At 54.8% G+C, this 23,339-nt stretch carries 27 protein-coding genes and 2 pseudogenes; 17 read left to right on the top strand and 12 right to left on the bottom strand.

The annotated features are described in order from the left end of the window. Positions 1-21: 21 nt before the first annotated feature. From AC19YQ_RS20800 to AC19YQ_RS20780, 5 genes and pseudogenes are all read right to left on the bottom strand, one after another. A complete protein-coding gene (locus AC19YQ_RS20800; RefSeq protein WP_500595833.1) occupies positions 22-447 on the bottom strand; it encodes a hypothetical protein in 426 nt (141 codons plus the stop codon). A 727-nt stretch (positions 448-1,174) separates the two neighbouring features. Next, positions 1,175-1,402, bottom strand: a complete 228-nt coding sequence (locus tag AC19YQ_RS20795) for a hypothetical protein (protein WP_500595832.1) — start codon at positions 1,400-1,402, stop codon at positions 1,175-1,177. Positions 1,403-1,576: 174 nt separating this feature from the next. Then, positions 1,577-1,939, bottom strand: a complete 363-nt coding sequence (locus AC19YQ_RS20790; protein WP_500595831.1) for a type II toxin-antitoxin system PemK/MazF family toxin — start codon at positions 1,937-1,939, stop codon at positions 1,577-1,579. Further along, entirely contained in the window at positions 1,933-2,214 is a 282-nt protein-coding gene (locus tag AC19YQ_RS20785) for an AbrB/MazE/SpoVT family DNA-binding domain-containing protein (RefSeq protein ID WP_500595830.1), read from the bottom strand. The genes AC19YQ_RS20790 and AC19YQ_RS20785 overlap by 7 nt, the downstream gene beginning before the upstream one ends. 237 nt (positions 2,215-2,451) lie before the next feature. Next, a pseudogene (locus tag AC19YQ_RS20780) lies at positions 2,452-2,622 on the bottom strand (transposase); the annotation flags it as partial. Positions 2,623-2,731: 109 nt separating this feature from the next. Here AC19YQ_RS20780 and istA point away from each other — a divergent pair. Continuing rightward, positions 2,732-4,231: an IS21 family transposase gene (gene istA / locus AC19YQ_RS20775; protein ID WP_102619021.1), complete on the top strand. Its 1,500-nt coding sequence runs from the start codon at positions 2,732-2,734 to the stop codon at positions 4,229-4,231. Further along, positions 4,224-5,027, top strand: a complete 804-nt coding sequence (istB, locus tag AC19YQ_RS20770) for an IS21-like element ISPsy20 family helper ATPase IstB (protein WP_029241171.1) — start codon at positions 4,224-4,226, stop codon at positions 5,025-5,027. Before istA ends, istB begins: the two co-directional genes overlap by 8 nt. Positions 5,028-5,219: 192 nt before the next feature. On the opposite strand, the gene AC19YQ_RS20765 is transcribed toward istB, so the two are convergent. From AC19YQ_RS20765 to AC19YQ_RS20745, 5 genes are all read right to left on the bottom strand, one after another. Then, the gene (locus AC19YQ_RS20765) at positions 5,220-5,771 is read right to left on the bottom strand and encodes a helix-turn-helix domain-containing protein (protein WP_032901689.1); all 552 of its coding nucleotides are present in this window, start codon (positions 5,769-5,771) and stop codon (positions 5,220-5,222) included. Between the two features lie 514 nt (positions 5,772-6,285). Then, complete coding sequence (locus tag AC19YQ_RS20760; protein ID WP_048377566.1) at positions 6,286-6,909, bottom strand: recombinase family protein; 624 nt, start codon at positions 6,907-6,909, stop codon at positions 6,286-6,288. A gap of 223 nt (positions 6,910-7,132) precedes the next feature. After that, on the bottom strand, positions 7,133-7,483 hold the full coding sequence (locus AC19YQ_RS20755; RefSeq protein WP_048377565.1) for a TrfB-related DNA-binding protein: 351 nt from the start codon (positions 7,481-7,483) through the stop codon (positions 7,133-7,135). After that, positions 7,480-8,388, bottom strand: coding sequence for a ParB/RepB/Spo0J family partition protein (locus AC19YQ_RS20750; RefSeq protein ID WP_048377564.1), 909 nt, complete (start codon positions 8,386-8,388; stop codon positions 7,480-7,482). The genes AC19YQ_RS20755 and AC19YQ_RS20750 overlap by 4 nt, the downstream gene beginning before the upstream one ends. A 10-nt stretch (positions 8,389-8,398) precedes the next feature. Continuing rightward, positions 8,399-9,166, bottom strand: a complete 768-nt coding sequence (locus AC19YQ_RS20745) for a ParA family protein (protein ID WP_048377563.1) — start codon at positions 9,164-9,166, stop codon at positions 8,399-8,401. A 914-nt stretch (positions 9,167-10,080) separates the two neighbouring features. Here AC19YQ_RS20745 and AC19YQ_RS20740 point away from each other — a divergent pair. The 15 genes and pseudogenes from AC19YQ_RS20740 to AC19YQ_RS20670 all read left to right on the top strand — a co-directional run. Next, positions 10,081-10,551 (top strand): TrbC/VirB2 family protein, encoded by a 471-nt coding sequence (locus AC19YQ_RS20740; RefSeq protein ID WP_053070065.1) that lies wholly within the window; start codon positions 10,081-10,083, stop codon positions 10,549-10,551. Next, entirely contained in the window at positions 10,548-10,847 is a 300-nt protein-coding gene (locus tag AC19YQ_RS20735; protein WP_082149917.1) for a VirB3 family type IV secretion system protein, read from the top strand. The genes AC19YQ_RS20740 and AC19YQ_RS20735 overlap by 4 nt, the downstream gene beginning before the upstream one ends. A gap of 16 nt (positions 10,848-10,863) precedes the next feature. Further along, positions 10,864-13,518 (top strand): VirB4 family type IV secretion/conjugal transfer ATPase, encoded by a 2,655-nt coding sequence (locus AC19YQ_RS20730; protein WP_238938553.1) that lies wholly within the window; start codon positions 10,864-10,866, stop codon positions 13,516-13,518. Beyond that, entirely contained in the window at positions 13,518-14,204 is a 687-nt protein-coding gene (locus AC19YQ_RS20725) for a TrbJ/VirB5 family protein (protein WP_095003316.1), read from the top strand. Before AC19YQ_RS20730 ends, AC19YQ_RS20725 begins: the two co-directional genes overlap by 1 nt. A 29-nt stretch (positions 14,205-14,233) precedes the next feature. Then, positions 14,234-14,446: a hypothetical protein gene (locus AC19YQ_RS20720; RefSeq protein ID WP_048377561.1), complete on the top strand. Its 213-nt coding sequence runs from the start codon at positions 14,234-14,236 to the stop codon at positions 14,444-14,446. Further along, complete coding sequence (locus AC19YQ_RS20715; RefSeq protein WP_048377560.1) at positions 14,439-14,828, top strand: hypothetical protein; 390 nt, start codon at positions 14,439-14,441, stop codon at positions 14,826-14,828. Before AC19YQ_RS20720 ends, AC19YQ_RS20715 begins: the two co-directional genes overlap by 8 nt. Then, positions 14,816-15,676, top strand: a complete 861-nt coding sequence (locus AC19YQ_RS20710) for a TrbL/VirB6 family protein (protein WP_048377559.1) — start codon at positions 14,816-14,818, stop codon at positions 15,674-15,676. The genes AC19YQ_RS20715 and AC19YQ_RS20710 overlap by 13 nt, the downstream gene beginning before the upstream one ends. After that, positions 15,676-16,341 carry a VirB8 family type IV secretion system protein gene (locus AC19YQ_RS20705; protein ID WP_048377558.1) on the top strand — a complete coding sequence of 222 codons (666 nt, stop codon included), beginning with the start codon at positions 15,676-15,678 and terminating at the stop codon, positions 16,339-16,341. Before AC19YQ_RS20710 ends, AC19YQ_RS20705 begins: the two co-directional genes overlap by 1 nt. Positions 16,342-16,368: 27 nt before the next feature. Beyond that, entirely contained in the window at positions 16,369-17,148 is a 780-nt protein-coding gene (locus tag AC19YQ_RS20700) for a TrbG/VirB9 family P-type conjugative transfer protein (RefSeq protein WP_053070063.1), read from the top strand. Positions 17,149-17,150: 2 nt separating this feature from the next. Beyond that, positions 17,151-18,410, top strand: coding sequence for a TrbI/VirB10 family protein (locus tag AC19YQ_RS20695; RefSeq protein WP_048377557.1), 1,260 nt, complete (start codon positions 17,151-17,153; stop codon positions 18,408-18,410). Between the two features lie 9 nt (positions 18,411-18,419). Then, positions 18,420-19,448: a P-type DNA transfer ATPase VirB11 gene (virB11, locus tag AC19YQ_RS20690; RefSeq protein WP_048377556.1), complete on the top strand. Its 1,029-nt coding sequence runs from the start codon at positions 18,420-18,422 to the stop codon at positions 19,446-19,448. Continuing rightward, positions 19,432-20,346, top strand: coding sequence for a lytic transglycosylase domain-containing protein (locus tag AC19YQ_RS20685; protein ID WP_048377555.1), 915 nt, complete (start codon positions 19,432-19,434; stop codon positions 20,344-20,346). Before virB11 ends, AC19YQ_RS20685 begins: the two co-directional genes overlap by 17 nt. A 29-nt stretch (positions 20,347-20,375) precedes the next feature. Further along, entirely contained in the window at positions 20,376-20,702 is a 327-nt protein-coding gene (locus tag AC19YQ_RS20680; RefSeq protein WP_053070061.1) for a TrbM/KikA/MpfK family conjugal transfer protein, read from the top strand. Further along, positions 20,692-20,820 (top strand): hypothetical protein, encoded by a 129-nt coding sequence (locus AC19YQ_RS20675; RefSeq protein ID WP_254925078.1) that lies wholly within the window; start codon positions 20,692-20,694, stop codon positions 20,818-20,820. Before AC19YQ_RS20680 ends, AC19YQ_RS20675 begins: the two co-directional genes overlap by 11 nt. 27 nt (positions 20,821-20,847) lie before the next feature. Then, positions 20,848-21,042 (top strand): annotated as a pseudogene (locus tag AC19YQ_RS20670) (phospholipase D-like domain-containing protein); the annotation flags it as partial. A gap of 72 nt (positions 21,043-21,114) precedes the next feature. On the opposite strand, the gene AC19YQ_RS20665 reads toward AC19YQ_RS20670, so the two are convergent. Together AC19YQ_RS20665 and AC19YQ_RS20660 are read right to left on the bottom strand one after the other, a co-directional pair. Next, entirely contained in the window at positions 21,115-22,218 is a 1,104-nt protein-coding gene (locus AC19YQ_RS20665) for an FAD-binding oxidoreductase (protein WP_009682427.1), read from the bottom strand. Next, positions 22,215-23,288 carry an aromatic ring-hydroxylating dioxygenase subunit alpha gene (locus tag AC19YQ_RS20660; RefSeq protein ID WP_009682426.1) on the bottom strand — a complete coding sequence of 358 codons (1,074 nt, stop codon included), beginning with the start codon at positions 23,286-23,288 and terminating at the stop codon, positions 22,215-22,217. Before AC19YQ_RS20660 ends, AC19YQ_RS20665 begins: the two co-directional genes overlap by 4 nt. Between the last annotated feature and the right edge of the window lie 51 nt (positions 23,289-23,339).

The following is a 23,339-nucleotide window of genomic DNA, read 5'->3' as shown; positions in this document are numbered from 1 at the left end:
CTGACAACGGGATCACCAAAATCATGTTTTATTGCGACGAAGTGGCGGCCTCCTGAAATACTGCTCGGTATACCGATCCAGTGCATCAGGGCTGAGGAACAAATTATGGGGAGTCGCATCATCAGCAGCAGGCATGCTTAGCGCTTCCTGCTCGGCATCAAGGGGCTTCACATCCACGGCCAGATCACCCGGTGACAACACCAGATGAGCGTCCATCGCAGATTTCATCGTATCCGCATGCTTTTTTCGATAACGCGACAAGTACGTATAAAACGAGCCGGCCGAAATATCGATGCCTTGCGCCGTCAGCATTTCATGTATCTCTGACCGGCGGACCCCTTCCTTGATCTTACGATCAATGAGAGGCATCAGCGGCTTCAGCTGACTGTAAGCAGACTTGCTTTTCAACCCTGAAAGCATCGAGGTGAGCGCTTCAATATCGGCCATAGTCTCGTCTCAGAAAAAGGAAGCACCAACATACCTCGTTTGATACTTTCTTGCTGCTTACCTGTTAACTTTCTGATGATATTTGCTTTCTTTATATCAAAATTGTGTTTCTGATATGTTCTGCTTTGTTACTTAAACGTCTGTTATCTGTTGTTTTTTAGCAATTATCAGTTGTTTTTTTGCTCATCCTCTGTCAATCGGGCAAGCCGATGGGTGAAATGGGACCCTCTGACCGTTTTTTCCCTTTAAAAAGACGTTGTTTGAGCAGATTTTTACCTCTATTCCTTAGCTCAAAAAGCCACACACCATACGCACCCTACGGGTGCGGCTACAGGCCGCTATTTACAAGGGCTGCAGAGCAATCATGGATTTCAGTCTGTAGTGAGACGCGACTACAGACTGCCCTGTAGGCCGCGGATTACGTGCTCTGGTTGTATAGGGGACGCACTACAGCACCCCAAAAGGGATCCAAAACAGTTTCGCAGGCGCGAAACTTCACCATTCGACGGCAAAAATCTGGATGCCCTGCGCTTCAGCAAAGCGTCCAACAGCACTCAGGCTGGCCCAGGGGCGTAGCGCTTCGCGTCGCTAGCGAACAGGCAGCGTGACCCTGCGCCGCCCAGGCGAATCGCTAGCCCCAACTTGTTGCCCTGACGACTGACCAACACCTCACGCACCGCGCCGCCTTCGAGCATGACTCGCAGCGCGTCCTCCTGAACCCCGCTCCTCATAAAAACAGTACAGCTTGGATTTTGGTTTCTTGCTCCAAAATCGCCACCAATTCACAAAAGGGGTATTGCTCGTTTGGCTTCCAAGACGGACAACCGCGTGCATGCATGAACTCGCGCCCCTTGGTCAGGTCCTGAATGGCACCGCAGCGCCGACAGCACATAAACACGTCCACAATCATCCAATGTCTGTTCCACGCTTCCAGCGGTAAGTAGGTGACGGACATTGAAAAGCACTCCTTGGCTCAGGGGAAACGTGGCCGATTGCGCGTAGCGCCGCACACCTTGGTGACGGTAGTCCAATCCCCCATCCTCTGGCGTCCAGCGGCCGCAAAAAAGCCCACCGGGGTGGGCTTTTCTGTGGGGTGCAATTGAACATAGGACGCGTTATTCGCAGCGTTCTACTCCTCCAACAGAGCGCCAACACAGTCGAGCACTTGTTGCACGATCTCAGCCGGGGCTTTCTCTTTGAAGCTGGCTTTACGGGCACGCCAATCAAGTGTGCGTACCTGATGGCTGTGAATGTTTCCCTGGGTGTCAGCACCAGACCCCATCAGCGTGACCAAAAAACCCTGGTCACGAGCATTCTCAGCACGCCCCTGTGACACCGGGCAGACCAAGGCGAGTCCAAAGGAATCGTTAAATTCGCGCTTCGATAACACTAGGCAGTAATGCTCTCCCAGCATTTCACGTCCGGTGGACGGATCGAAGTTCAAATGCCAGATTTCACCTCGACTGGGAACACTCGGTGGACGTCTTACCATTGTTCGTTTCCGACCGCTTCCATGTCATCCCAACCTTCGACACGCGCCTCTTTCGGGGTCGCCGCAATCAGCTCGGCTAGGGTGCGTTTCTTCCGGCTGGGTTTGACCACTAGGGCATCCCCTTCGATTTTCCAAGCCAGCTGGCAACCCGCAACCAAATGGTTCTGTGCCGCAAACGCAGCAGGAACCGCCAAAATCAATGAGCCACCTGAGCGGCGAAGCGCAACAGTCCCCATATCCATACCCTCTTCAAGTTTTACAAAAGTATAACTCATCCTTAGCTAATAGAACACTAAACCCAGCTCGACAACCAGGGATGTCCTGATTGTCGGCAGATCTGACATAAGCGGCGTTATTCGCCCCCAAGGGATGGTCTGAAGTCCCCCCCTGTTTTCCGGCTACTGAGTCATCGGCGCTCTCAAAACACGGCAGCCGTTCAAAATCAGGCAAATCTGCCGTCTATTTCATCCGTTTTTGCCGCTGCAAGCGCCTCGCAGTCGTCATTTCCCACATTACGGACGCACCTCTCCTGCGCCGCAGAGCAAATATCGACGTGCCATCCACAGGTTCGACAAGGCGAACAACGTCACCATCTGAGCAGTGTTTTTCACCAAGCCTCGGAAGCGCACTTTCGTATAACCAAACTGACGCTTAATCACCCGAAATGGATGCTCAACTGTTGCCGCTGACCGAAAACTGACCCAGTAGAGGCTCTTCTGCCGACTGAAAACTGACCCAGGTGTTCAACTGCTTCTGCTCACTTTTCGAGCAGGAGAACACAGGGTGATCAGCATGGAAATGTTGGGAAAAATCCGGCGGATGTACTTCCGCGACAAGCTCTCGCTGCATCAGATAGCCAAGCGTACCGGGCTGTCGAGAAACACCATCCGAAAATGGGTCAGAGCGCCCGAAGCCATTCAGCCAGCGTACCAACGGTGCGCAACCTTCAATAAGCTCAGCCCTTTTCACGAGACCCTGGAGCAGGCGCTCAAGGCCGATTCGTTCCGGCCAAAACACAACCGCAGGAGCGCCAAAGCACTTTTTGAGCAGATCAAAGCCGAGGGTTATGACGGCGGTTACAGCCAGCTCACGGCGTTTGTGCGCTCTTGGCGAGGCGAGCAAGGCAAGTCTTTACGCGCTTTTGTACCGCTGACGTTTGCGCTCGGTGAGGCCTTTCAATTTGACTGGAGCGAAGAAGGTCTGCTGATCGGTGGTCTTTTTCGACGTATCCAGGTCTCCCACATGAAGCTGTGTGCCAGCCGCGCATTCTGGTTAGTTGCGTACCCCAGCCAAGGCCACGAGATGCTGTTTGATGCCCACACCCGTTCGTTTGGAGCGTTGGGTGGTGTGCCGCGTCGCGGCATCTACGACAACATGAAAACGGCTGTCGACAAGGTCAACAAAGGCAAAGGGCGCACGGTCAACGCCCGGTTTTCCGTGATGTGCGCGCACTATCTGTTCGATCCGGACTTCTGCAACGTGGCCTCTGGCTGGGAAAAAGGCATCGTCGAAAAGAACGTTCAGGACAGCCGGAGGCGAATCTGGCTCGATGCTCAAAACTGTATGTTTCACACCTTCGAGGAACTGAATGTCTGGCTCGGCCAACGTTGTCGGTCGCTCTGGAGCGAACTGGTGCATCCGCAGTACAACGGGCTGACGGTGGCCGAGGTCTTAGAGCTGGAGCAGGTCGAAATGATGCCAATGCCGACGGCATTTGATGGCTACGTCGAGCGTACCGTGCGGGTCTCCAGCACCTGCCTGATCAGCGTGGCGCGAAATCGCTATTCAGTGCCATGTGAGCGCGTCGGCCAGTGGGTCAGTAGCCGTTTGTACCCTTCGCGGATCGTGGTCATTGCTGACGAAACGGTGATCGCCAGTCACGAGCGCCTCTTTGATCGAGATCAGGTCAGTTTTGACTGGCAGCACTACATCCCACTCATCGAACGCAAGCCTGGTGCATTGCGCAACGGTGCGCCATTTGCTGATCTGCCAAAACCGTTACGGCTTCTCAAACGAGGACTGAGGCGTCACACCAACGGTGATCGAATCATGATGCAGGTACTGGCTGCTGTGCCAATTGCGGGGCTCGAACCTGTGCTGGTGGCGGTGGAGCTGGTACTTGAATCGGGAAGTCTGAGCGCCGATCACATCCTCAATGTCCTTGCCCGCCTGACCTCCACCGCACTACCTCCCAGTGTAGAAACCAGCCTGCAACTCAAGGTCGCGCCTGTTGCCAATACAGCACGCTACGACCGGCTCCGTGCGACCGATGAGGAGAATCGCAATGCGTGACCTAATGACTGAACTCAAAGAACTTCGCCTGCACGGCATGGCCAGTGCTTGGGAAGAACTGGTCTCTCAAGGAACAGCGTCGACGGCTTCATCGAAATGGCTGCTGGAACATCTGCTTCAGCAGGAACATGCGGATCGCGCGGTGCGCTCGGTGAATCATCAGATGAACATGGCAAAACTCCCCATGCACCGTGACTTAGCTGGCTTTGACTTCAGCGCTTCCAGCGCTGATGCCCGGCTGGTCAGCGATCTATCCAGCTTAGCGTTCACTGAAACGGCGCAGAATGTCGTGTTCATTGGCGGCCCTGGAACCGGGAAAACACACCTGGCCAGTGCCTTGGCTGTATCCGGAATCACGGCCCACAACAAACGCGTGCGCTTCTTTTCCACGGTGGATCTGGTGAATCTGCTGGAGCGTGAGAAGTACGATGGCAAGGCAGGGCGAATCGCCCAGGGACTGCTTCGCACAGACCTGGTGATACTGGATGAGCTGGGATATTTGCCCTTTAGCCAAAGCGGCGGTGCCCTGTTATTTCACCTGCTGTCCAAACTGTACGAACACACCAGCGTGGTCATCACCACCAACCTAAGCTTCTCGGAATGGTCGAGTGTGTTTGGCGACGCCAAGATGACCACCGCGTTGTTGGATCGGCTGACACATCACTGCCACATCGTCGAAACGGGCAACGAGTCCTACCGCCTACAACACAGCACCTTGGCCGCCCAGACAAAGATCAAGTCACGGGAACGAAAGCGCAAGGACGGAGATGATGTCGAGGACGATGAGCCATTTTGATCCGCACCATAAATACCCTGCTGCATGCCTACATGCGGTGGGGGTTGATGCGTCTTGAATCGGCCCACTGCTGCTAAGCTTATCCACAATTGCTGGGACAGAAATCAGCAATCCGTCCTGGGTCAATTTTCAATCGGCAGGGTGGGTCAGTTTTCAATCAGCGCCAACAGCCGTGCTGCGGGTTTCGTCGTTTCAGGCTTCTGAATTGTCGGAGATCGACGGCAAGTCTGGCAGCATGCTTTCGAACGTTTCTTGAACTGGCGGGGCCAGACCATCACCAGCTGGCAACTGCAAATCACCTGGTGCCATGACCGGTGCTTTCAACAGTTTGCCGCTGCCCAGGTCACTTTGATCTTCGGACGACACAAGCACACGCGCATTGAACCGTGCGAAGCGGATATTTTCGCGGCTATCCGCCCAAGCGATCCTGCTGTTCACCACGTAGGCCAGCGCTCCGCCTCGATCACTCCCCAGCCGGATTGTCTGAATCCAAGCCTGCTCGATCAGTACCGACAACGCTCGCTTTGTCGTTGCTGTAGAAGTTTCCATCAGCTTGGCCAAAGTAGCTTGGCTGGCAATCAGGGCACCGCTCTTATCCATGTTGGCCACGAGTATGTGCAGCAGCTGGGCCGCACGTGGAGCGTGCGCAATCAGTTGCGCCCATGCTTCGTGTCCAGCACGCTCTGTCTGAACCCAAGTCCCGCGTGGCGCGGGTTGGTGTAGATTGCGGATTTCCTCAGACATCGACCCTCCTGTCAGATCGTCCAAAAGTGATGTTTGCTATCTCTCAAACTTGTCAGATAGCGAGCAAGAATGAGCGAAGGGTAGCTCACGCTGTGCTCTATTGGTAGATCAAATTTGTTCGCTATCTGACAGACTTGTCGGATATCGCGCAAAAAATGAGCTAGGGGTAGCTCATGTTGTGAGCTACGGGTAGCTCAAGGATGTTTGCTATCGAACACCGATGAGCGAGGGGTAGCTCATAACGTGAGCTAGGTTAGATCACGGTCTATGAGCGAGGTTGGTTCACAGATGATGACCGAAGGTTCGCTCATAGGCTGAGCTATCTACTGCTCTGGAGGCCCCGTAAATCAAGGGGTCAGAAGTCCTGCCTCTTATGATCTCTAACTGTCGTCCTCTGCCACGCTGTTAACCTTGGGGTTGATAAGTCAAAGTCGCCTGCCGGCGGCGGCCACTCGTAAGCGCCTGACAGACTACGGCTTCGCCTCCGCTAGTCAGTCACTTCCGACCGGCTCAATTAACTGAGCTGTTGAACCTGGTCACGGATTTTGAGAACGGTCGTGGTTGAACAACCAGCGTGACGGGCAGTTGCTCTAATCCCCAAATTTGCAGCAAGCAGTTCACGTACACGCTTGTGCAGATCGGAATCAATGGGGCGGCCCTTATACGCCCCGGAGCTTTTGGCTTTGGCGATTCCCTGGGCTTGCCGTTCGCGGCGTTGTTGATAGTCCTTACGAGCAATAGCCGCCATCATTTCGATCATCATGTTATTGATTGCTCCAAGCATGCGACTGGTGAACTCGTCGCCTTGGGTGACTCTTAACGCCAGGTGACTGGTGGGCAGATCCAGCGCGACGATGCGAAGTCCTTTTGAGTCGATGGTCGTTTTGAGCATCCGCCAATCAGAATCTTCCATCCGTGACAGCCGGTCGATGCTTTCAACCAGGAGCACGTCGCCTTTGCGCGCATCCTTGAGCAAGCGAAGAAGTTCTGGCCTGTTCGCTTCGGTGCCGCTGGCATTTTCTGTGTATGTACTGGCAACAACCTGGCCATGGTCAGCTGCAAATTGTTCCAACGCGTCATTGGCTCGGTTAGCGTCCTGCTCGATGGTCGATGCTCGCAGGTAAGAACGGATGAACATGACGGGCTCTACTCCTTCGTATCATTTTGAGTGTTCATTTAAGAGTGTATCAAATTGAACGTATCACTAATCTAAGTAAAGCCCTGCCCGGTTTGCCTCTGACTGTCTCAATTCATGTATGCCCTAAAGAAACAGTCCCACAGTCAATGCTCAAGCTTCTGTGCTGCCATCCCCGATAGCGGTTTCAGCAGTTTTGAGATTGCTCGATAGTCGCTTTACCGAATCATGCGTCCTTGTCCTTCTTTGTTGTGGATTTACTCTGCCAATACCTCAATCGCTCCGTGTCGGCCTCTTTGACGAAACGATTGATCATTTCCTCGGGGGCGCAGATCTGCGCATAGCTCCAGCCTTCGGGAGCCTGGAGTAGATAGGCTGAGTAGATTTTGTCCCTTATGGCTAAAGCGCGCTGTTTCGTCAGTCCGTGAGCATTGGCCACTGCTACAAGCTTTTTGCCCTCAACGAGGATTTCAAAAGCCACGTCAAGGCTGCGGCTATGCATCTTTGAGTTACTGCGGATACGCTCGAAGTCTTCGGGTGGTATTCGTAGATCCTGGTCAGTGAGGCGGGTAGTCATTCTGCAGGCTTCCACTGGTCGGCGATTTGTTGCCGTGCTTTCTCCAGTTCCTCAGAGAGATACACCTTTTCAGACTTCAAGGTATTTACCTGCTCAGTCAGGAGGGCAACCTGTTCTTTCAACAAATCGAGTTCTGTCGCTTTGCCTGGTGTCTTGGGTTTGGCTTTGCCCCCGCCTATCCTGAGCGCCTTGGTTGTTTTGAGTTCCGTGCGTACTTCGTTGCGAACGTTCAGGTCAGGATCAGCTTCGGCACGCTGTACCACATTGGCGGCTGCAGCGGGGTCGAGACGTTCAAGGCGCGCTAGGTCGTTTACCACTGATACGTCAGCGGTTATTCCGTTCTGTACTGCTGTGCTGGTAGCTCCCCCGGCTTCGATGGCATCCAGATAGGACAAGCGTTCAGCCACCCAACTGATGCTCTTTTTCCATTCGGCAGCAACTGCCTGCAGGGTGCCTAATTCTTCCTTGTCGGCTTTCAGGGACAGGGCTATTTCGATTTGCAGAAGTCCTTCGCGTTGGACATTCTCAGAACGTTGAATCCGTTTGGCCTGGGCGTCTGTGAGGTCGCGCACTACTGCTTCAAGCAAAAGGCCTTTGAGTGCGCAAGACCGCAACCGTCGCTCACCCGCGACCATTAGGTATTTGAACCCGCTTCCAGGGTTTGGGTGGGGCCGTAGGACGGCAGCCTCTGCCTGTCCGTTCTGTTCAATGTCGTCGCCCAGTTCAATCAGAGATTCTTGTGTGAAGCCTGGGTTGTCCTTGCCTCGGATTTGCGGCTTGCACTCAACCTCGTCGGGGTTGACCTTGATGATGCGTTCACCTTCCAGAACTGCCGTTTTTTGCTTCTGAAAGTCAGAAAGCTTTTTGACTGCACCCCCGAATGCGTTGGGTTTCTTCGTTGTCATGACATGGCCCTCATTCAGCCCAAACTTTATCGAGAACGGCCTTACAAGCCCGTTTCATTTCCCGGCCCGCTTCACGCTGACTGCCGCTGCGGGCCTTCCACCAGACCGGATTACCAGCGGCCAGCGATTTGTTGATACAAGGCCGGTAGATGATCTGCTCCGCGAACATGGCATCACCGTAGCTCTCGCGAAGTCCGGGGAGGGCGTCTATTTCCTCGGGCGAACGGCTGTTCACCAAGTTCGGCAAATAGCCCAAAAAGCGCAGATCAGGGTTGTACCTGTCTTGCACAGTTTCGATGGTGTTCATCAATTTTGGGAGTCGAGCAAGGGTAAAGGCGCTGATATTGAACGGGGCCACCACGGCATGGGAGGCCGTCAGGGCCGCAACCATGCGACGTTGCAAGTTCGGTGGGGTGTCGATCATGCAGAGATCAAAATCGTCAGAAAATCGTTCCAGTGCAGGCCGTAGAGCGTGGATTACGTCTAGATCCATATCGTCCACGTCGAGCAGTGCTACGTCAGCTTCGATCAACCAGATGTTGGGACCGACCTGGCGTGGCTGACGCCCTTCATGCTCGCCATTGAACAACTGGCTGGACATTAGATAAGGCGTATTATCGCCATCCTCTGTTTGGGGAAAAAACTGCGATAGGTCGCCTTCATCAAGGTCTACGACCAGGACACGCTTACCATCCTCTGCCGCGCATGCTGCCAGGTGAATCTCTAGGGTGGTCTTCCCTACGCCGCCCTTTTGATTCGCTACAGTTGTGATCTTCATCATGATCTCCGACTTGTCCGATAGTGGACCGTGATTCAAGTTTGCATATGGTAAACCCTTTGGTCAACCCCAAAATAGGGTTTACTTTGTATTTTTCTCGCATGCGATAAATACACGACACCGCGTCGCGTTCTCGCACGCGAGAATTCATTTCACGGCTGCTCGACTTCGCGACCTTTGCCCCTCCTCACGTCGAACATTCGTTCAACTCAGCTCAATACCGGTCATCAGCTTTTTTTCAAATAGTTGAGAAAAATCCCATCCCTGCTGTCACACCCGCGTGGAAGGCTATGCCCTCTTGCCTTACCTCATACACGACATGAAGCCGCCAGGCCTCAAGGGATAGATCGTGAAACGCCTTATGTCTCAATCACTTATCGCTACCCATCAGTACGCAGGTTTATTCCTGGGGCATTCGTTCGTCCCCATCCTTTTCGGAATCCAAAAAACGCAACATGAAATGTTGATTTCATAAAATGAAAAGAATATATTGAGTAACGAAATGCATAAAACGTTAAACAAAACGCTAAAGAGGAAGAAAATGCGAGGTGGGATCTAGAAGAAAAATGTCAGGGGCTACAGTATCCCCTCTGTTTTTAGCGCTGAGCTATTCAGAGGACATGATGCAATCCCTAGATAAAAAAGACCTGGTGGTTTTCACCAACGCCCAACCGGATTACCGAGTTCATCTACAAGAGCGGTACTTGGATAATGTTCGGAAGTGGGAACTCATCATCGAAAGTCCGTCAACAGGGCAAGTGTTTTCGGTTGTTACAGCGTTAGGGAAGACCAGACTTTTTAAAAATGCCGATACTGCTATCGACTTTATAAAAGAGACCTGTCCTAACAATCCGCACAAAGCAATAACCATAACGTACGGGGATTCCCCGTCATGACTATGAAGAGGCAACGGTATGCAACTCGAAACAGGAAAATCGAATTTCCGTAAGTCAGAAACCATTAACAAACAATCCTGGGTAACCAAGCTTCAACAAAGCAACACGGTAACAACCCTTCGCAATATCGTCACCCCGAAACACGGAATGAACCATGCGGCCCTGATGCGCAAAGACTGGACTGCCAAGGCAGAAAAGATCGTCGTCATCGGGTCGCTGTTCTCCCTGAGCCTTCTCCCTGAATTTGCCAACGCGGCGATGGACTTCAGTTCGGTCAAGAACCTGCTGAAAGACATTGTTAGCTTCCTCATCTTCGATATCGGTTACTACCTGGGCATCCTGGCCATTGTGGTGCAGGGCTTCCGGGCTAAGTCGGGCCGTGTCGAGTGGTCCACCTTCGGTTGGACTGTCGCCGGTGTGTTCCTGGTGTTCTTCGCACCGAACATCGTCGCCGAGATCAAATCCGGCGCTGCAACCTCACTGCAATGAGTGCGGTCGAGCACGCACCCGATGAGGGTGAGGTGCTTGTCTTAGCGATGGCTCGACCATCTATGGTCGGCGCCTTCACGCTATCGAGCATTCTTATCAGCATCTTTGGACCGCTAATAACAGCATTGGTAATTCGCTCGTTATGGCCGGTTGGGGCAATACCACTTCTGTTTGGAATTTCGTATTACATTTGCAGCAAAGACGTTTATTTATTTGGTGTCTTGCAATCTGCATTTCGTTTACGGGCCTCTCGGAATAGGAACTTGTGGGGGTATCGGAGTTATGCGCCTCGTTGATAAAGCGCTTAGGAAATTGACGCGCAATCTTGACTTGTCGCTAGGCGTTCAACAGCCAGCAGGATCCGAAGAGGATCTGCTGGAGTTGGAAGTCAGCGCAATGGTGCCGTATGACTATCACTACGATGATCAGACGGTAATGACCAAAGAAAGCGCGTTAGTCCAAGTTATCAAAATTGATGGCTTGCTCTTTGATTCGCTGACCGAAGAACAGGTTAAACAGTTTGAAGTTCGCCGTAACACGCTGCTACGTACCGTCGCATTCAGTAACTTGGGCCTGTACGTGCATACCATCCGCCGTAAGGTCTTTGATTTCCCTGAAGGCGAGGGCGGCACCTGGTTCTCCAAGCAACTCAACGCTGCTTGGCGTGGCCGTTATCAACACAAAGGGTTCTACGTCAACGAGATCTATATCTCGCTGGTACGCAACCGTTTCCGGTCTGGTGTACCAGGGCTGATGGATCGAGGCATTGCGCTGATTACAGGGACCAGCCCGACTAAGCAGGATGCTGAATCCTATGACGACATGGCTGAGGATCTGTACAAGGCTGCGAATCTGCTGCTGGGTGGACTGTCCGAGTACGGTGCGACTCGCCTGAAAGTGCAGCGGCACCCTAAAACCGATTCAAAGATGATCGACCGTGACCGGGCTTATGACGCGGTGCGTCGTTTCCGTTGGAGCTGGGCGGATTTCAAAGAGCACAACGGCGATCACCAGCAATACCCTTCTGAGGTCGTGTATGACTTCCTGGGAGAGGAATTCTCCGAACTCAGTACGTTCTTCAACTACCTGATCAACCTTGAGGATCGCAAGATCCCCCTGAGCGATCAGAAGCTCTGCGAAATGTTGCCATACGCTCGCCTTAACTTTCGTGTGTTGGCAACCATGTGCGAAGTACGTGGCAGCACCAGTTCGCGTATCGGCGCGATGTTGAGCATGGCTGAATGGCCGCGCAGAACTCCATCGCGGATGATGAACAAGTTCCTGCAGCAGCCGGTGGAATACATCATCACGCAATCGTTCTTCTTCTCTAACCGAATCGAAGCTGAATCGGCGATGACGCAAGAACAACGGCGCCTGACTGTCTCGGACACTCACGGCATCGCCGACGATGACAGCAAGGAACTGACTGAGGGGATTCGGGCGTTGCGCCGTGGTGATGCTGTCAACGGTCTGCACCACCTGACCATCTTTGTGCATGTGCCGTCGTTGCCTATGGACTCGGAAGCGAACCGTAAGCAGAACGCTAGCGAACTCGATAAAGCCGTGGGCCTGGTGGAAAACTGCTTTGTTGACCTGAACGTCAAATCGGTACGCGAGTGGATGGGCCTGGAAACCTTCTACTGGTCGCAGCTGCCAGGCCAAGCACAGAACCTGATTGGTCGTCGCGGCAAGATCAAATCGACCAACTTCGCGGGGTTTGCTTCGTTGCACAACTTCGCCAAGGGGCGTCGGGATGGCAACTTGTGGGGGCCAGCCATTACCGCTTTTGAAACTGAGAGCGGGACTTCCTACAACTTCAACTTCCATCGCGAACTGGAAGGGATGGTTGCAGGGCACACGGCAATTGCCGCTGATACGGGTTCGGGTAAGACCACCGTTATTTCTCTGATGGTCAGTGAGGCCGACAAAGCCGAGCCACGAGTATTCTGGTTCGATAACCGCTACGGCGCAAAGGTGTTCATGAAAGCTATGGGCGGTGTGCATACCACGCTTTCCCCTCATAGCGGCATGAACTGGAACCCCTTCAAGCTGCCCGATACGGCTGAAAACCGTGCGTTTCTGGTGGATCTGCAAGTGCTGATGCGTCAGTGCTACGCATCAACCCCTACGTCTGCTGATGACATCAAGCGTTTCAAGGCTCTGGTGGACGAAAACTACAGCCTGCCGTTCGAGGATCGCCGGTTCCGCAATGTCGTGTGGACGTATGGCCAGGGCGAGCTGGCCGATGTTATGGCCATCTGGCACGGCGCCAAGGGTGTCACTGGCGCGAATGCCGGTGTCTTCGACAACGTGAATGACTCCATCGACCTGAGCACGTCGCGGCACTACTGCTTTGAAATGATGGAACTGCTCAAGGGCGGTGAGGCGCGGCCAGAACTTCCGGTCGTGTTGAGCTACCCACTGCATCGCATCGAGCAAGCAATGGATGGCACGCCTTTCATCCTGGTACTGGAGGAAGGGCAAAACCTGGTGAAGAACGAGTATTGGAAGAAGCGAATCGACAACTTCATCATGCAGATCCGTCGCAAAAACGGCCTGATTATCTTTGTCACGCCTGATGCCAAGTATTTCCGCAGTGAAACCGACTCAATCGACAAACAGAGTGCCACCAAGATCTATCTGTCGAACGACGCGGCCACTGATGAAGATCATCAAAACCTGACCGTCGCTGAACGTAAGTGGATCCGCGAAATCGGCCAGGGCTCTCGCAAGTTCCTTATCCGTCGCGGCAAAGAGTCGATCAAGGTTGTATTCGATCTGACCTCAGAGGATCCGAAGGCCGATCTGTCCGACTTCATCCCCGTGCTGTCCTCGAACGATGTTGGTGTGGCTCTGATGGAGTCGATTATCAAGCGCCTGGGCACTGACGATCCAGAGCAATGGGTTCCGGTCTTCATGGCCGAAGCCAAAGCCAAAAACACTCACAACTTGAAGGCGGTCAAATGATGACGACTATCAAAAAGCTGTGCCTCGCTACGGCGGTGGTTATGGCTATCAGCGGCCAAGCACACGCAACGGGTGTTCCAACTGGTGACGCTGGCACCTGGGCTGCGTTGGCCCAGCAATACCTCGTGTTGAAAGATCAATTTGACACGTTGAAACACTCCTACGAGACGCAAAGCCGAACCCTGGACAGCCTCAAAGGCTCGTACGGTCGCGGCGCTATCGGTCTGAATGACGCGATCAACTCGGCCTCGGTCGTGCCAGGTTCATGGCAGGAAGTCGTTTCCCGTCAAAGCTCGGGCGCTTATGGCAGCAAGCAGTCGTATTACGAACAACTGATCAACACGTTGCCGCAGGAACTGTTCAACAACCCGCAGGGCCAACGGGCTCAGAATTATCAGCTCAGTTCTGACTCTGTTCGCGCTGCAATGTCTGGTGGTGACGCGCTGTACAGCGAGGTGCAAGTCCACCTGAACAACTTGGCCACGCTCTCGGCGCAAGTCGATCACACCGCCAATGCCAAAGACGCCGCAGACCTGCAAAACCGTATTGCCGCTGAAAACGGCATGTTGTCCTCGGCTCAATCGAAGCTGTCAGCGTTGAACATGAACCTGCAAGCGAACTTGAACAACGCTGAGAACCAGGCTACGTCGGACAACGAAAAATTCTTCAAGTGGAAAGATCAGTAATTCTCGCGTGCGAGAAAAGGAGTAACCGCATGAAAGCAATCGTCTTCATCTTCAAAGGCGTCACCCTCCCGATCTGGCTCCCGCTGTGGGTGGTGTTCAAGCTCTGGAAAGTGGTGCTGCTGGCCGTGGTGGTCAGTGCGGCCTCGGGCTGTGTCACCAACACCGGCAAGATTGATAAGTCGCCTTGCGCTTGCCAGTTCACCCCGTTTGTCACAGCAGACCAGGAGCGCAGCAATGCTTAAATTCAAACTACATCACGTCCTTTCGGTAGTCGTTGCCGTGGTCGTTGTCGGTAGCGTGGTTTACATCAATACCGCTTCGTACTTCTCGACGGAACCTGCTGAACCAGGCAATCCAACAGCACCGATCAGCGTCGGGAAAAACCCTCTGTTGAGCGCATCAAAACGCGACGTTGGCAACTGGTTCCCCGGCACTTGCTTTGCTGAGATCTACATGAAGTCGTCGTCGTACGGCGGTTCGCTGGTTCAAGGCTGCATCGAACAGACTTCCAGGGAGATCAAGGCACAAACCGGTGTGCAGTTGAGTGCCAGTGACTTCCGCGACCCCGAAGTGCTCTCCCACTTCCAGGGTGTGTACGGAGCATCGAACCCATGGCGCAGCTGACCCTTGAGGGCTTAATCGGTGCCACTGACGAATTGACTACCAGCTTCGTCGCCCAGGTGTTTCCTGACTTGGCGGAACTGGTTTCCCCAGCCGTGTACCTGATTGCCGTTGCTTACTGGGCAGTGCTCGGGTTCACGATCTACAACGGCCAAGCCATCAAGTATTGGGATCTGGCGCAAAGGATGTTCCTCACTGCCATGGTGTTCCTGACGCTGAATTGGTCTACGGGAGGGCTTGTGTTCTACCAGGCATGGGGCGGTTTCACAGAATCCATTGCCGCGAAAATCATGAGCGGGGGTGTCAATTCGACGTCGATGCTCGACGCCTTGTATGTGAATGTCGGGAAAGTAGCCAGCGTTCTGATGAACGTCAGTTGGCGGCAGTTTGCAATGATCATGATGGGCTACGGCTTATTCGTTATTAACTGCATTCTGTTCGTGGTCGCGATCTTGAACATGCTGATTGCTAAGTTTGGTGCAGCTATCAGCATGTCGATTCTGCCGATCTTGGTCGCGTTTTTCTTCTTTCCACAAACACGGGGTTGGGGAATGAATTGGCTAAGCAAGATGTTGAACTTCTCGCTTATCTACATTCTGTCCATCGCCATTATCCGATTCGGCTATTCTGTCTTCGGAGACGCCATTAACGAAGTTGCGCAAACCGCTACTATCAGTGACGCAGCCCTAATGACGGCTCAACAGTACGGCACATTATTGATCGTGGAAGGAGTCTTGATTATCTGCATGTTGCAAGTTCGCGGTTGGGCCGCTGCGTTGTCCTCTGGTGCAACTGTAGGGGGGTCGTCGCTGGTGATGATGGCTGTTAGAACTTTGGGAGTGAAAATGTAATGGACAAGACATTCAAGAATGATGAGGCCGTGCGCCGCAATTCATTGCGAGAGCAGCAGAAGGTCAAACAGGAACGCAATCGCTCCCTGTTCCTCAATGGTGCTCAGGCGATTTCCATTGTTGCTTTGGCTTGTGCGGTCTATGTCCTGTCGGATCTGCACACTGTAATTCCCGTGGTAGCCACCATCGGCGCAGACGGTGAAGTCCTGAAAATGCGCGTCATTGACAAGGAAAATGTGTCGGCAGAACAAGCCTTGATCGAGTCAGACCTGTACGCCTTCGTGAATGCGTGCAACACCTTTGATCCACGCAGAAGGCAGTCACTTTCTGACACCTGCCACCTGTACACAACGCCGGAGGTTGCGCGCCAGTACGAGCAGGAAATCAATCCAGATAATCCAAGAAACCCCTACGCATTGCTGGGTGAAAAGGAGTGGATTGAAGCCGAGGCGTACAGCATCAATAAAGTAGGTGACATTTATCAAATTTCATTCACGTCAAACTTTCATCAAGCAGGGAAAGCTGATCCCGTACCAACGAACTACACAGCGAATCTGAAAATAGCGAACACACTTGTACCGCGTCAGCTCGGTGATCGCTGGGTTAACCCGCTCGGTACTGTGATTACTCTTTATCGAAAAAGTGAAGAACTGAGCCGCCGGTAATTCACTCAATTCAAGGAAACTAAAATCATGAAGCAACATTGCATTTTGCCGACCGCTATCGCCCTGAGTTTGTGTTTTTTTGGTGGTTTTGCACACGCCGCTAAGTTGCCAACCCCGCTCTTGACCGATAAACGGGTTAAACAAGTTACTTATGACCCGAACCAAGTCTACGAACTGGTGGGCACTTATAACTATCAAACATCCCTCGAATTTGAAGCGGATGAAATGGTGAAAGTGGTTGCCTTGGGCGACACCATCGCCTGGCAAACCATCCCGTTCCGCAATCGTCTGTTCCTCAAGCCGGTCGAGGAAAACGCGGACACCAACCTGACCGTGATCACCAGCAAGCGTACTTACTATTTCCAGCTGGGTAGCTCCAAGAAAAACACCGGCCAGTCGTACCTGATTCGCTTCATTTACCCAAGCAGCCGCGTGTCCTCTTTCACTGAGGTCAAGAGCCATGAGCCCCCGCCTGTGGTCAGCACCGGCACGCCAGGCTCCCCGAACATCAACTACGGCTATGCAGGTGACAAGGACTCCATTGGTTTGCAGTCGGTCATGGATGATGGCCAGTTCACCAAGTTCCTGCTCAAGAAAGGGGCTGACATGCCGCAGTTCTACCGCGTGTTGCCCGATGGAACTGAGGCCATGGTCAACAAACGCCGTGAGGGTGATTACGTGGTCGTAGAGCGCCTGGACAGTATGTTTGTCCTGCGTGACGGCAACGCCCATGTCTGCGTGGAGAACCTGGCCAACCCATATAAGCGCACCGTTACTCGAGGCGCTCGTGATGGCGGAGGGGCTTAAGCATGAACAATGACGACAACAAACCCGTTCCGGAGAAAACTCGCGAGGACGAACTTCGTGAGTGGAACGAATCACAGTCGAACTCGATGCTCAAAGCGAAGCCCGGCTCAAACAAGGCTGCCGGTGTCGCTGTGGCGCTCACGGCGGTTGCGCTTTGTGGGTTTGTCTACTGGTTAAAACACAGTGATGAACCTGTAGCCGGGAACAGCGTTGGTAATGACGCGATCACCGCCGCACAGCCGCGCCGTGTGCAGGATCCAACCCTCAAGCGTCAAGCGGCGCAGGTCGCTCCTGTCAGCAATGACGGCAGCACTGCACCCGCTGACACGCCGCGCACTGTGGTAGACCGTCAAAATCAAACTGGTATGAGCGAAGCCGAGAAGCGTCGCCAGGCCATTGAGCTGCAGCGTGAGCTTGAAGAACAGAAGATGCAGGCCGCACGTCAACGCTCGGCCATCATCGCCACTGCGAAAGACGAGGGCTTCACGGATGAAGCTGAGGGTCAGAAGGGTGGGTCTGGATCCTTGGGCGTGGGGAGCGATAGAAACGCTCCTGTCCCGTCAAATGCCAATAGCGCTTACGCATCCTCGACGTTCACCGATGGGGTTACGGTATCCAAGGTACGCAAGATGGAAAACCTGGAGTACAAGGTTCTGCAGGGTGCTGTTATCGAGGCTGTGTTGCAGCCCCGCGCCCAAAGTCAGTTGCCGGGGCAGATCTGCGTAGACATTCAGCAGGACGTTTACGCGGCTGTCGGTCGTCGGGTTCTGATTCCGTGGGGCTCGACGGTTTGCGGCAGCTACAACGCCAGTCTTCGCCCTGGTCAAGAACGGTTGTTCACCATCTGGAATTGGTTACGTACGCCGAACCTGCCTGGACGCCCAGCAATGGAGATCGCGATCAATAGCGCGGGCTCTGACCAGTTGGGCACCGCTGGTCAAGGTGGCGTAGTCGATAACCATTGGGGGCAAATCTTCGGTGTTGCTGCAGCGGTTTCGATCATCGGCGCCGGTGCCTCGAATACCGGAGTGTCGTCCGGCGATCAGGAAAACTCGGCGTCACGCTATCGCACGGAAGTACAGGAAGCCGCGTCTGAGTCGGCCCAAACGATCCTGGGTCGCTACGCCAGTATCCAACCAACTTTGACCGTGCCCCATGGCTCGCGTGTGGTGATCTACCTGCAGCGCGATTTGGATTTCACCTCGCAATTCGAGGCCGAGATCGAGCACGCCAAGAGTGGCGGCGTCACCTTCATCCAGTGAGGAAGCGGTATGTCTGAGATTGCATCGTTCCGCGCCAAACTGAAAAACCTGGTCACGCTGCTGGACGATCCAGAAGTGACCGAAATTGCGATCAACGGCCCTGGCAACGTCTGGGCCGGTTATCACGGCAGTCGGTTCATGAAGCCGGTGCAGATCGAGGGGGTAACAACTGGATTAATTACCTCGCTCGGTGAGGTGATTGCCGCTCATACCGGGCAACAGGTTGACTCGTATACGCCGATTCTGTCGGGCCGTATTCCGATCAATCTCGCCGAGGGTGTGCCAGACAACCAGCGCGGCGATTACCGCGTGCAGGTTGTCTTGGCGCCTGCGGTCGAACAGCACATTGGCGGCATCGTCTGTATCCGTAAGCCCGGTATCAAGCAAATCACCCTGGACGAATACCAGGACACCGGGGCTTTCGAGCATATCAACGAGCCTCGGTTGCACAGCGATTATTCCGACGATCACCTGATAGCGCTGTATCGCGCTAAGCGCTGGAAAGAGTTCTTCATCGGGATCATGAAAGCCCGCAAGAACATCATGATTTCAGCCGGGACCAACGCGGGTAAAACCACCTGGCTCAACGGGATGCTGGAGCACATTGATCCGCATGAACGTCTCGTCACCATTGAAGACACCCGCGAGATCCGCACACCCAACAAGAACGTGGTTCACCTGATCTATTCACGTGGCGGTCAAGGTCGCGCCAAGGTCACACCGTTTGACCTGCTTGAGTCGATTCTTCGACTGACCCCCGACCGGGCAATCATGGGCGAGATCCGCGGCGGCGAAGCCTTCCCGTTTTTGGAGCTGTTGAACACCGGTCACAGCGGTTCACTTTCCTCGATTCACTCGGACTCGCCGGAAATGATGTTCGACCGCCTGGCGTCTATGGCTGCGCGTGGCGGCGCCGAAATGAACAAGTCGCAACTGATCGAATACTCGCGGCAACTGATCGATGTCGTCATTCAGTGGGAGTACGGCTTTGATGGCCGTCGCTACATCTCGGAGGTTCAATATGCAAAAGCTGCCTAAGTTCGCGGTAACGCTGTTGGCACTGGCCTGCACTCTCGGCCAGGCCTGGGCCGATGAACAAGCCCCGGTGCCGTTCTCTGAGCTGGCCGTTAAGTGCGCGCCTACCGTGCATCCGCAGACCCTAAAGTCATTGATCGGCAATGAATCGACCTACAACCCTTACGCTATTGGGGTTGTCGATGGCCGATTGGAGCGTCAGCCCAAGTCGTTGCGTGAAGCGGTGGCCACCGCCGAACGGTTGGAGCGCGAAGGCTTCCGTTTCTCGGTCGGTATTGGCCAGCTCCTGGTGACGAACATGCGGGCTCTCGGCCTGAGCTACGCCCAAGCGTTTGAGCCGTGCCGCAACCTGCAGGCGATTAGCGAGCTGATGGTCAAGAACTACACCAAAGCCCTGACCGCGAATCCGAACCCACAAGAAGCCCTGCGCGACTCGCTCTCGATGTACTACAGCGGGAACCCTGTACGTGGTTATCGCCCGGACAAAGAGGGTGATCTGTCCTACGTGCAGAAAGTTGTGGTCGGTGCCCTGAATCCTTCGAGTGCTGATCCGATTGTGCCTGCTGTGGAGGCCACTGCAGGCGATGAGGCGATACCCGTAGCGGTTGCATCACCAGGGGCACGAAAAACGCCTGTGCGCGCTCGTACAGCTTCGTCAAAACATAGTGACCCATGGGTGATTGTGACCGACGAAAACGGCCAGGCACCGCAACCCGCTCAACAGGCTGCGATGCAACCGGCGAGCCCTGAGCAGTCAAGGATTCAAGTTGCGCTGGACACTGGCGATGCTGCGCCGGTTGAACAGTTCCAACGCTTCGCTGATCCCAAACCAGCCGCTGCGCTGGCATCCGGCCAAGGGCAAGCGCAAGTCGAGCCATCTTTCGTACAGATCATCAATTGAATTTCTCGCACGCGAGAAAAGGGGGATTTATGCAAAAACTTCCATCCGTTTTTTTGCTGGGAGCATTATTGCTGTCAGGTCCAGCCGTTGCTGATGAACCGGTCCAGCCGCCCTATGGCCATGACAGTAACCCCGACGCTTGCGGTGCTGTTCTTTGTCTACTTGGCATGACCCGCGATGGTGACTGCGACAAGTACATCCAGAAATATTTCAGTATCAAGCGTTACAAGCACGGACATTTCAGTCCTTCGCGCACGAAAGCCGCACGGGGGGAGACTGTTGAGTCCTGCAAGGACGATGAGGGTTTGACTAAAAAGGCCAACGATATTTGGGGGCCTGTAGAACATGGTTTCTAGAGTTTTCAAGCCACTGGCGTTGACGATGGCACTGGTCGCGGGGGGCAGCCTGCAAGTGCTGGCCCTGGCTGCTGACAACGAGGGCGACGCAAGCCGTCGCATCGAGGTCGGTTTCTAGCCCGAGGGCTCTGCACAGAAACTAGTCTTGCGCACCATTTACGCGGCCACCAGCTCTATCCGCGTTGCTGCGTACGTCTTCACCAGTCCAGACGTTACCCGAGCGCTGGTTGCCGCCAAGCAACGCGGTGTTGACGTGGCGGTGGTCGCCGATCACCGCAGCAACCTCGAAGAAGCGCGCTCAACTGCTGGGCGCCATGCCCTGACGCTTATAGCCAAGACGGGTACCCAAATATTGGATCTGATTTTTCGCGCCCAGCATCAGACACGCGGCCGACTTCGCCTACGGCGCTTACTATTGGCGCAGTTGCACCGTGATCGCACTGGTGGGCCGCGTGCAGCACAACAGGATGTCACCGTTTTGCGGAGCGTCCAGCGGGTCGTCGAAGTACTCGACCGTACCTTCGCGCAAGCTCACCTGGCAGGTATTGCACAAGCCCGCCCGGCAATTGAACGCCGGAGTCAGGCCCGCCTGTTCGGCCAATTCGAGCAATGAATGGCAGTTTTCATCCCAGGCTACGCGGGTGCCGGACGGCATGAAGCAGACACTTACGGCACCGTCCTTTGCCACAGGTTCGCTCAGCGTCGGCTCAGGTGGCGGCGCTGGACTGACGTCGTCTTCCTCAAGCACCGTCGCCGGGCCAAAAAACTCGTAATGAATTCGTTCGCGGGCCACCCCAAGGCTGCGCAACAGCCGCCAGTTGGCCTGCATGAAAAGTCTGGGGCCGCACAGGTAGATATCATAGTCGTCCAACGGCAGCAGGCTTTGCAGGGTTTGGCGACTGATCAGGCCCTGGCTGTGAAAGCGGTCACGATCCGCCTCGCTCGGATTGCGATAACAGAAGTGCACTTCAATGCCCGGGCGCCGGTCGGCCAGGGCCAGCACTTCATCGCGAAACCCATGCACCGCGCCGTTTTCGCAGGCGTGCAGAAAGTGCACCGGGCGCATCGACTGGCCGCTCAGGCGATGCAGCATGCTCAGCATGGGCGTCAAACCGACGCCGCCGCTGAACAGCACCACCGGCCTTGGACTTTGCTCGTCCAGCACAAAGGTGCCGGATGGGCCTGCGATGTCGAGTACGTCGCCAACCCGCACGCCGTCGTGCAGGTGGTTGGAACCTTGTCCGGCCGGCAGGTCTTGGCGATCGAACGGGGCGGGTTCACGCTTGACCGAAATTCGTACCTGGAGCGGGTTGTCCGTGAGGGCACTGACGCTGTAGTTACGCAGCACTCGAGTGCCGTCGCCCAACACCAGCCGCACCGTGAGGAACTGCCCCGGACGAAAGTCCATGGGTGCAGGACCGTCCTGCGGCGCGAGGACGAAGGAGGTAATGACCGCGCTTTCCGGCGTTTTCTCGATCACCCGCCAAGCCTTGAAACCTTGGGGTTGGCTGCTCATCTCAAACCCCCGCTGTTTGCGGTCTGGCCTTGTACCAGCGGGATCAAGTCCGCAGGTTGTTCCTGGGCAATCAATTTGGCCAGGTTACGCCGGAAACGCAGGGGTCCCGAGTCGGAGGCCAGGTCGATATTGGGGCTGCACTTGTTGGCCATGCCTTGATGGACGGCGGCGAGCACCACGCGGTCTTCGGCGAAAGCGTGACGTACGTCCTCATCGAACTGGCGCGAGACTTCCTCGTTGTCCTGGTCGAAGTTGCGCACCTGGAACCAGTAGTAGCGGGTGGTGGACTCATCGATGGGGGTCATGAAGTTGTAGGAGTTCATCAAGAACACCTGTTCGTGCACCGGCCCGGCATCCGATCCGGTGCCGGCCGGGGTGAAGATGGCCTTGATGATGGCCTGGGCCGGGTAGTGCACTTCGTAATGCTGCTTGCGGTCACAGTTGCCGCTGAACTTGACGAACTTGGCGTAGAACGGCGCCACTTCGATGTCGCGCATCCACCGCGACACGATCACGCCGACGTCTGTCACCGTAGTTTGCAGCGGCTCCTGGGCGCATGCGGCGCTGCCAAAGGAGGACTGGTGAACCCAGGCCACGTGGGAGGGGTCGAGCAGGTTGTCGGTCATGTACAGGTAGTTGCAGGGGATGACCATGCTGTCGCCACGATTCAGGCCCCAGGCCGGATCGCCCCATTCGGGCACGTGGCAAATCTTGCTGGCGTCGGCCAGCTCGGCATCGCCCATCCAGATCCAGATCAGGCCGTAGCGCACGGCCAGCGGATAACTGCGCACCTTGGCGCCTTGGGGAACGTGCTTACTGCCGGGGGCGCGCACGCAACTGCCCGAGCAGTCGAAGGTTAGGCCGTGGTAACCGCATTCGATGTCGTCACCTTGGCGCCGCCCTAAGGACAACGGCAGTTTGCGATGCGGGCAGGCATCTTCTAGGGCGACCGGGGTGCCATCGCCTTTGCGGTAAAGCACTACCGCCTCATTCAGCAGCTTGACCGCAAACAGTTGCTCACCGAGTTCGGTTTCACTGGCGGCGACATACCAGGCGTTGCGCATAAACATGGGGTCTCTCCTTATTATTCTTCGGATCGTGGCTAACGACGGATCCAGAAT

This window comes from Pseudomonas sp. MF06569 (assembly GCF_059862735.1).
This window is presented reverse-complemented; position numbering and strand designations above follow the sequence as displayed.

Coding starts and splice junctions, on each gene's coding strand:
- AC19YQ_RS20800 (WP_500595833.1), bottom strand. CDS start 447: ATGGCCGATATTGAAGCGCTCACCTCGATGCTTTCAGGGTTGAAAAGC.
- AC19YQ_RS20795 (WP_500595832.1), bottom strand. CDS start 1,402: ATGTCCGTCACCTACTTACCGCTGGAAGCGTGGAACAGACATTGGATG.
- AC19YQ_RS20790 (WP_500595831.1), bottom strand. CDS start 1,939: ATGGTAAGACGTCCACCGAGTGTTCCCAGTCGAGGTGAAATCTGGCAT.
- AC19YQ_RS20785 (WP_500595830.1), bottom strand. CDS start 2,214: ATGAGTTATACTTTTGTAAAACTTGAAGAGGGTATGGATATGGGGACT.
- istA (WP_102619021.1), top strand. CDS start 2,732: ATGGAAATGTTGGGAAAAATCCGGCGGATGTACTTCCGCGACAAGCTC.
- istB (WP_029241171.1), top strand. CDS start 4,224: ATGCGTGACCTAATGACTGAACTCAAAGAACTTCGCCTGCACGGCATG.
- AC19YQ_RS20765 (WP_032901689.1), bottom strand. CDS start 5,771: ATGTCTGAGGAAATCCGCAATCTACACCAACCCGCGCCACGCGGGACT.
- AC19YQ_RS20760 (WP_048377566.1), bottom strand. CDS start 6,909: ATGTTCATCCGTTCTTACCTGCGAGCATCGACCATCGAGCAGGACGCT.
- AC19YQ_RS20755 (WP_048377565.1), bottom strand. CDS start 7,483: ATGACTACCCGCCTCACTGACCAGGATCTACGAATACCACCCGAAGAC.
- AC19YQ_RS20750 (WP_048377564.1), bottom strand. CDS start 8,388: ATGACAACGAAGAAACCCAACGCATTCGGGGGTGCAGTCAAAAAGCTT.
- AC19YQ_RS20745 (WP_048377563.1), bottom strand. CDS start 9,166: ATGAAGATCACAACTGTAGCGAATCAAAAGGGCGGCGTAGGGAAGACC.
- AC19YQ_RS20740 (WP_053070065.1), top strand. CDS start 10,081: ATGCAACTCGAAACAGGAAAATCGAATTTCCGTAAGTCAGAAACCATT.
- AC19YQ_RS20735 (WP_082149917.1), top strand. CDS start 10,548: ATGAGTGCGGTCGAGCACGCACCCGATGAGGGTGAGGTGCTTGTCTTA.
- AC19YQ_RS20725 (WP_095003316.1), top strand. CDS start 13,518: ATGACGACTATCAAAAAGCTGTGCCTCGCTACGGCGGTGGTTATGGCT.
- AC19YQ_RS20720 (WP_048377561.1), top strand. CDS start 14,234: ATGAAAGCAATCGTCTTCATCTTCAAAGGCGTCACCCTCCCGATCTGG.
- AC19YQ_RS20715 (WP_048377560.1), top strand. CDS start 14,439: ATGCTTAAATTCAAACTACATCACGTCCTTTCGGTAGTCGTTGCCGTG.
- AC19YQ_RS20710 (WP_048377559.1), top strand. CDS start 14,816: ATGGCGCAGCTGACCCTTGAGGGCTTAATCGGTGCCACTGACGAATTG.
- AC19YQ_RS20705 (WP_048377558.1), top strand. CDS start 15,676: ATGGACAAGACATTCAAGAATGATGAGGCCGTGCGCCGCAATTCATTG.
- AC19YQ_RS20700 (WP_053070063.1), top strand. CDS start 16,369: ATGAAGCAACATTGCATTTTGCCGACCGCTATCGCCCTGAGTTTGTGT.
- AC19YQ_RS20695 (WP_048377557.1), top strand. CDS start 17,151: ATGAACAATGACGACAACAAACCCGTTCCGGAGAAAACTCGCGAGGAC.
- virB11 (WP_048377556.1), top strand. CDS start 18,420: ATGTCTGAGATTGCATCGTTCCGCGCCAAACTGAAAAACCTGGTCACG.
- AC19YQ_RS20685 (WP_048377555.1), top strand. CDS start 19,432: ATGCAAAAGCTGCCTAAGTTCGCGGTAACGCTGTTGGCACTGGCCTGC.
- AC19YQ_RS20680 (WP_053070061.1), top strand. CDS start 20,376: ATGCAAAAACTTCCATCCGTTTTTTTGCTGGGAGCATTATTGCTGTCA.
- AC19YQ_RS20675 (WP_254925078.1), top strand. CDS start 20,692: ATGGTTTCTAGAGTTTTCAAGCCACTGGCGTTGACGATGGCACTGGTC.
- AC19YQ_RS20665 (WP_009682427.1), bottom strand. CDS start 22,218: ATGAGCAGCCAACCCCAAGGTTTCAAGGCTTGGCGGGTGATCGAGAAA.
- AC19YQ_RS20660 (WP_009682426.1), bottom strand. CDS start 23,288: ATGTTTATGCGCAACGCCTGGTATGTCGCCGCCAGTGAAACCGAACTC.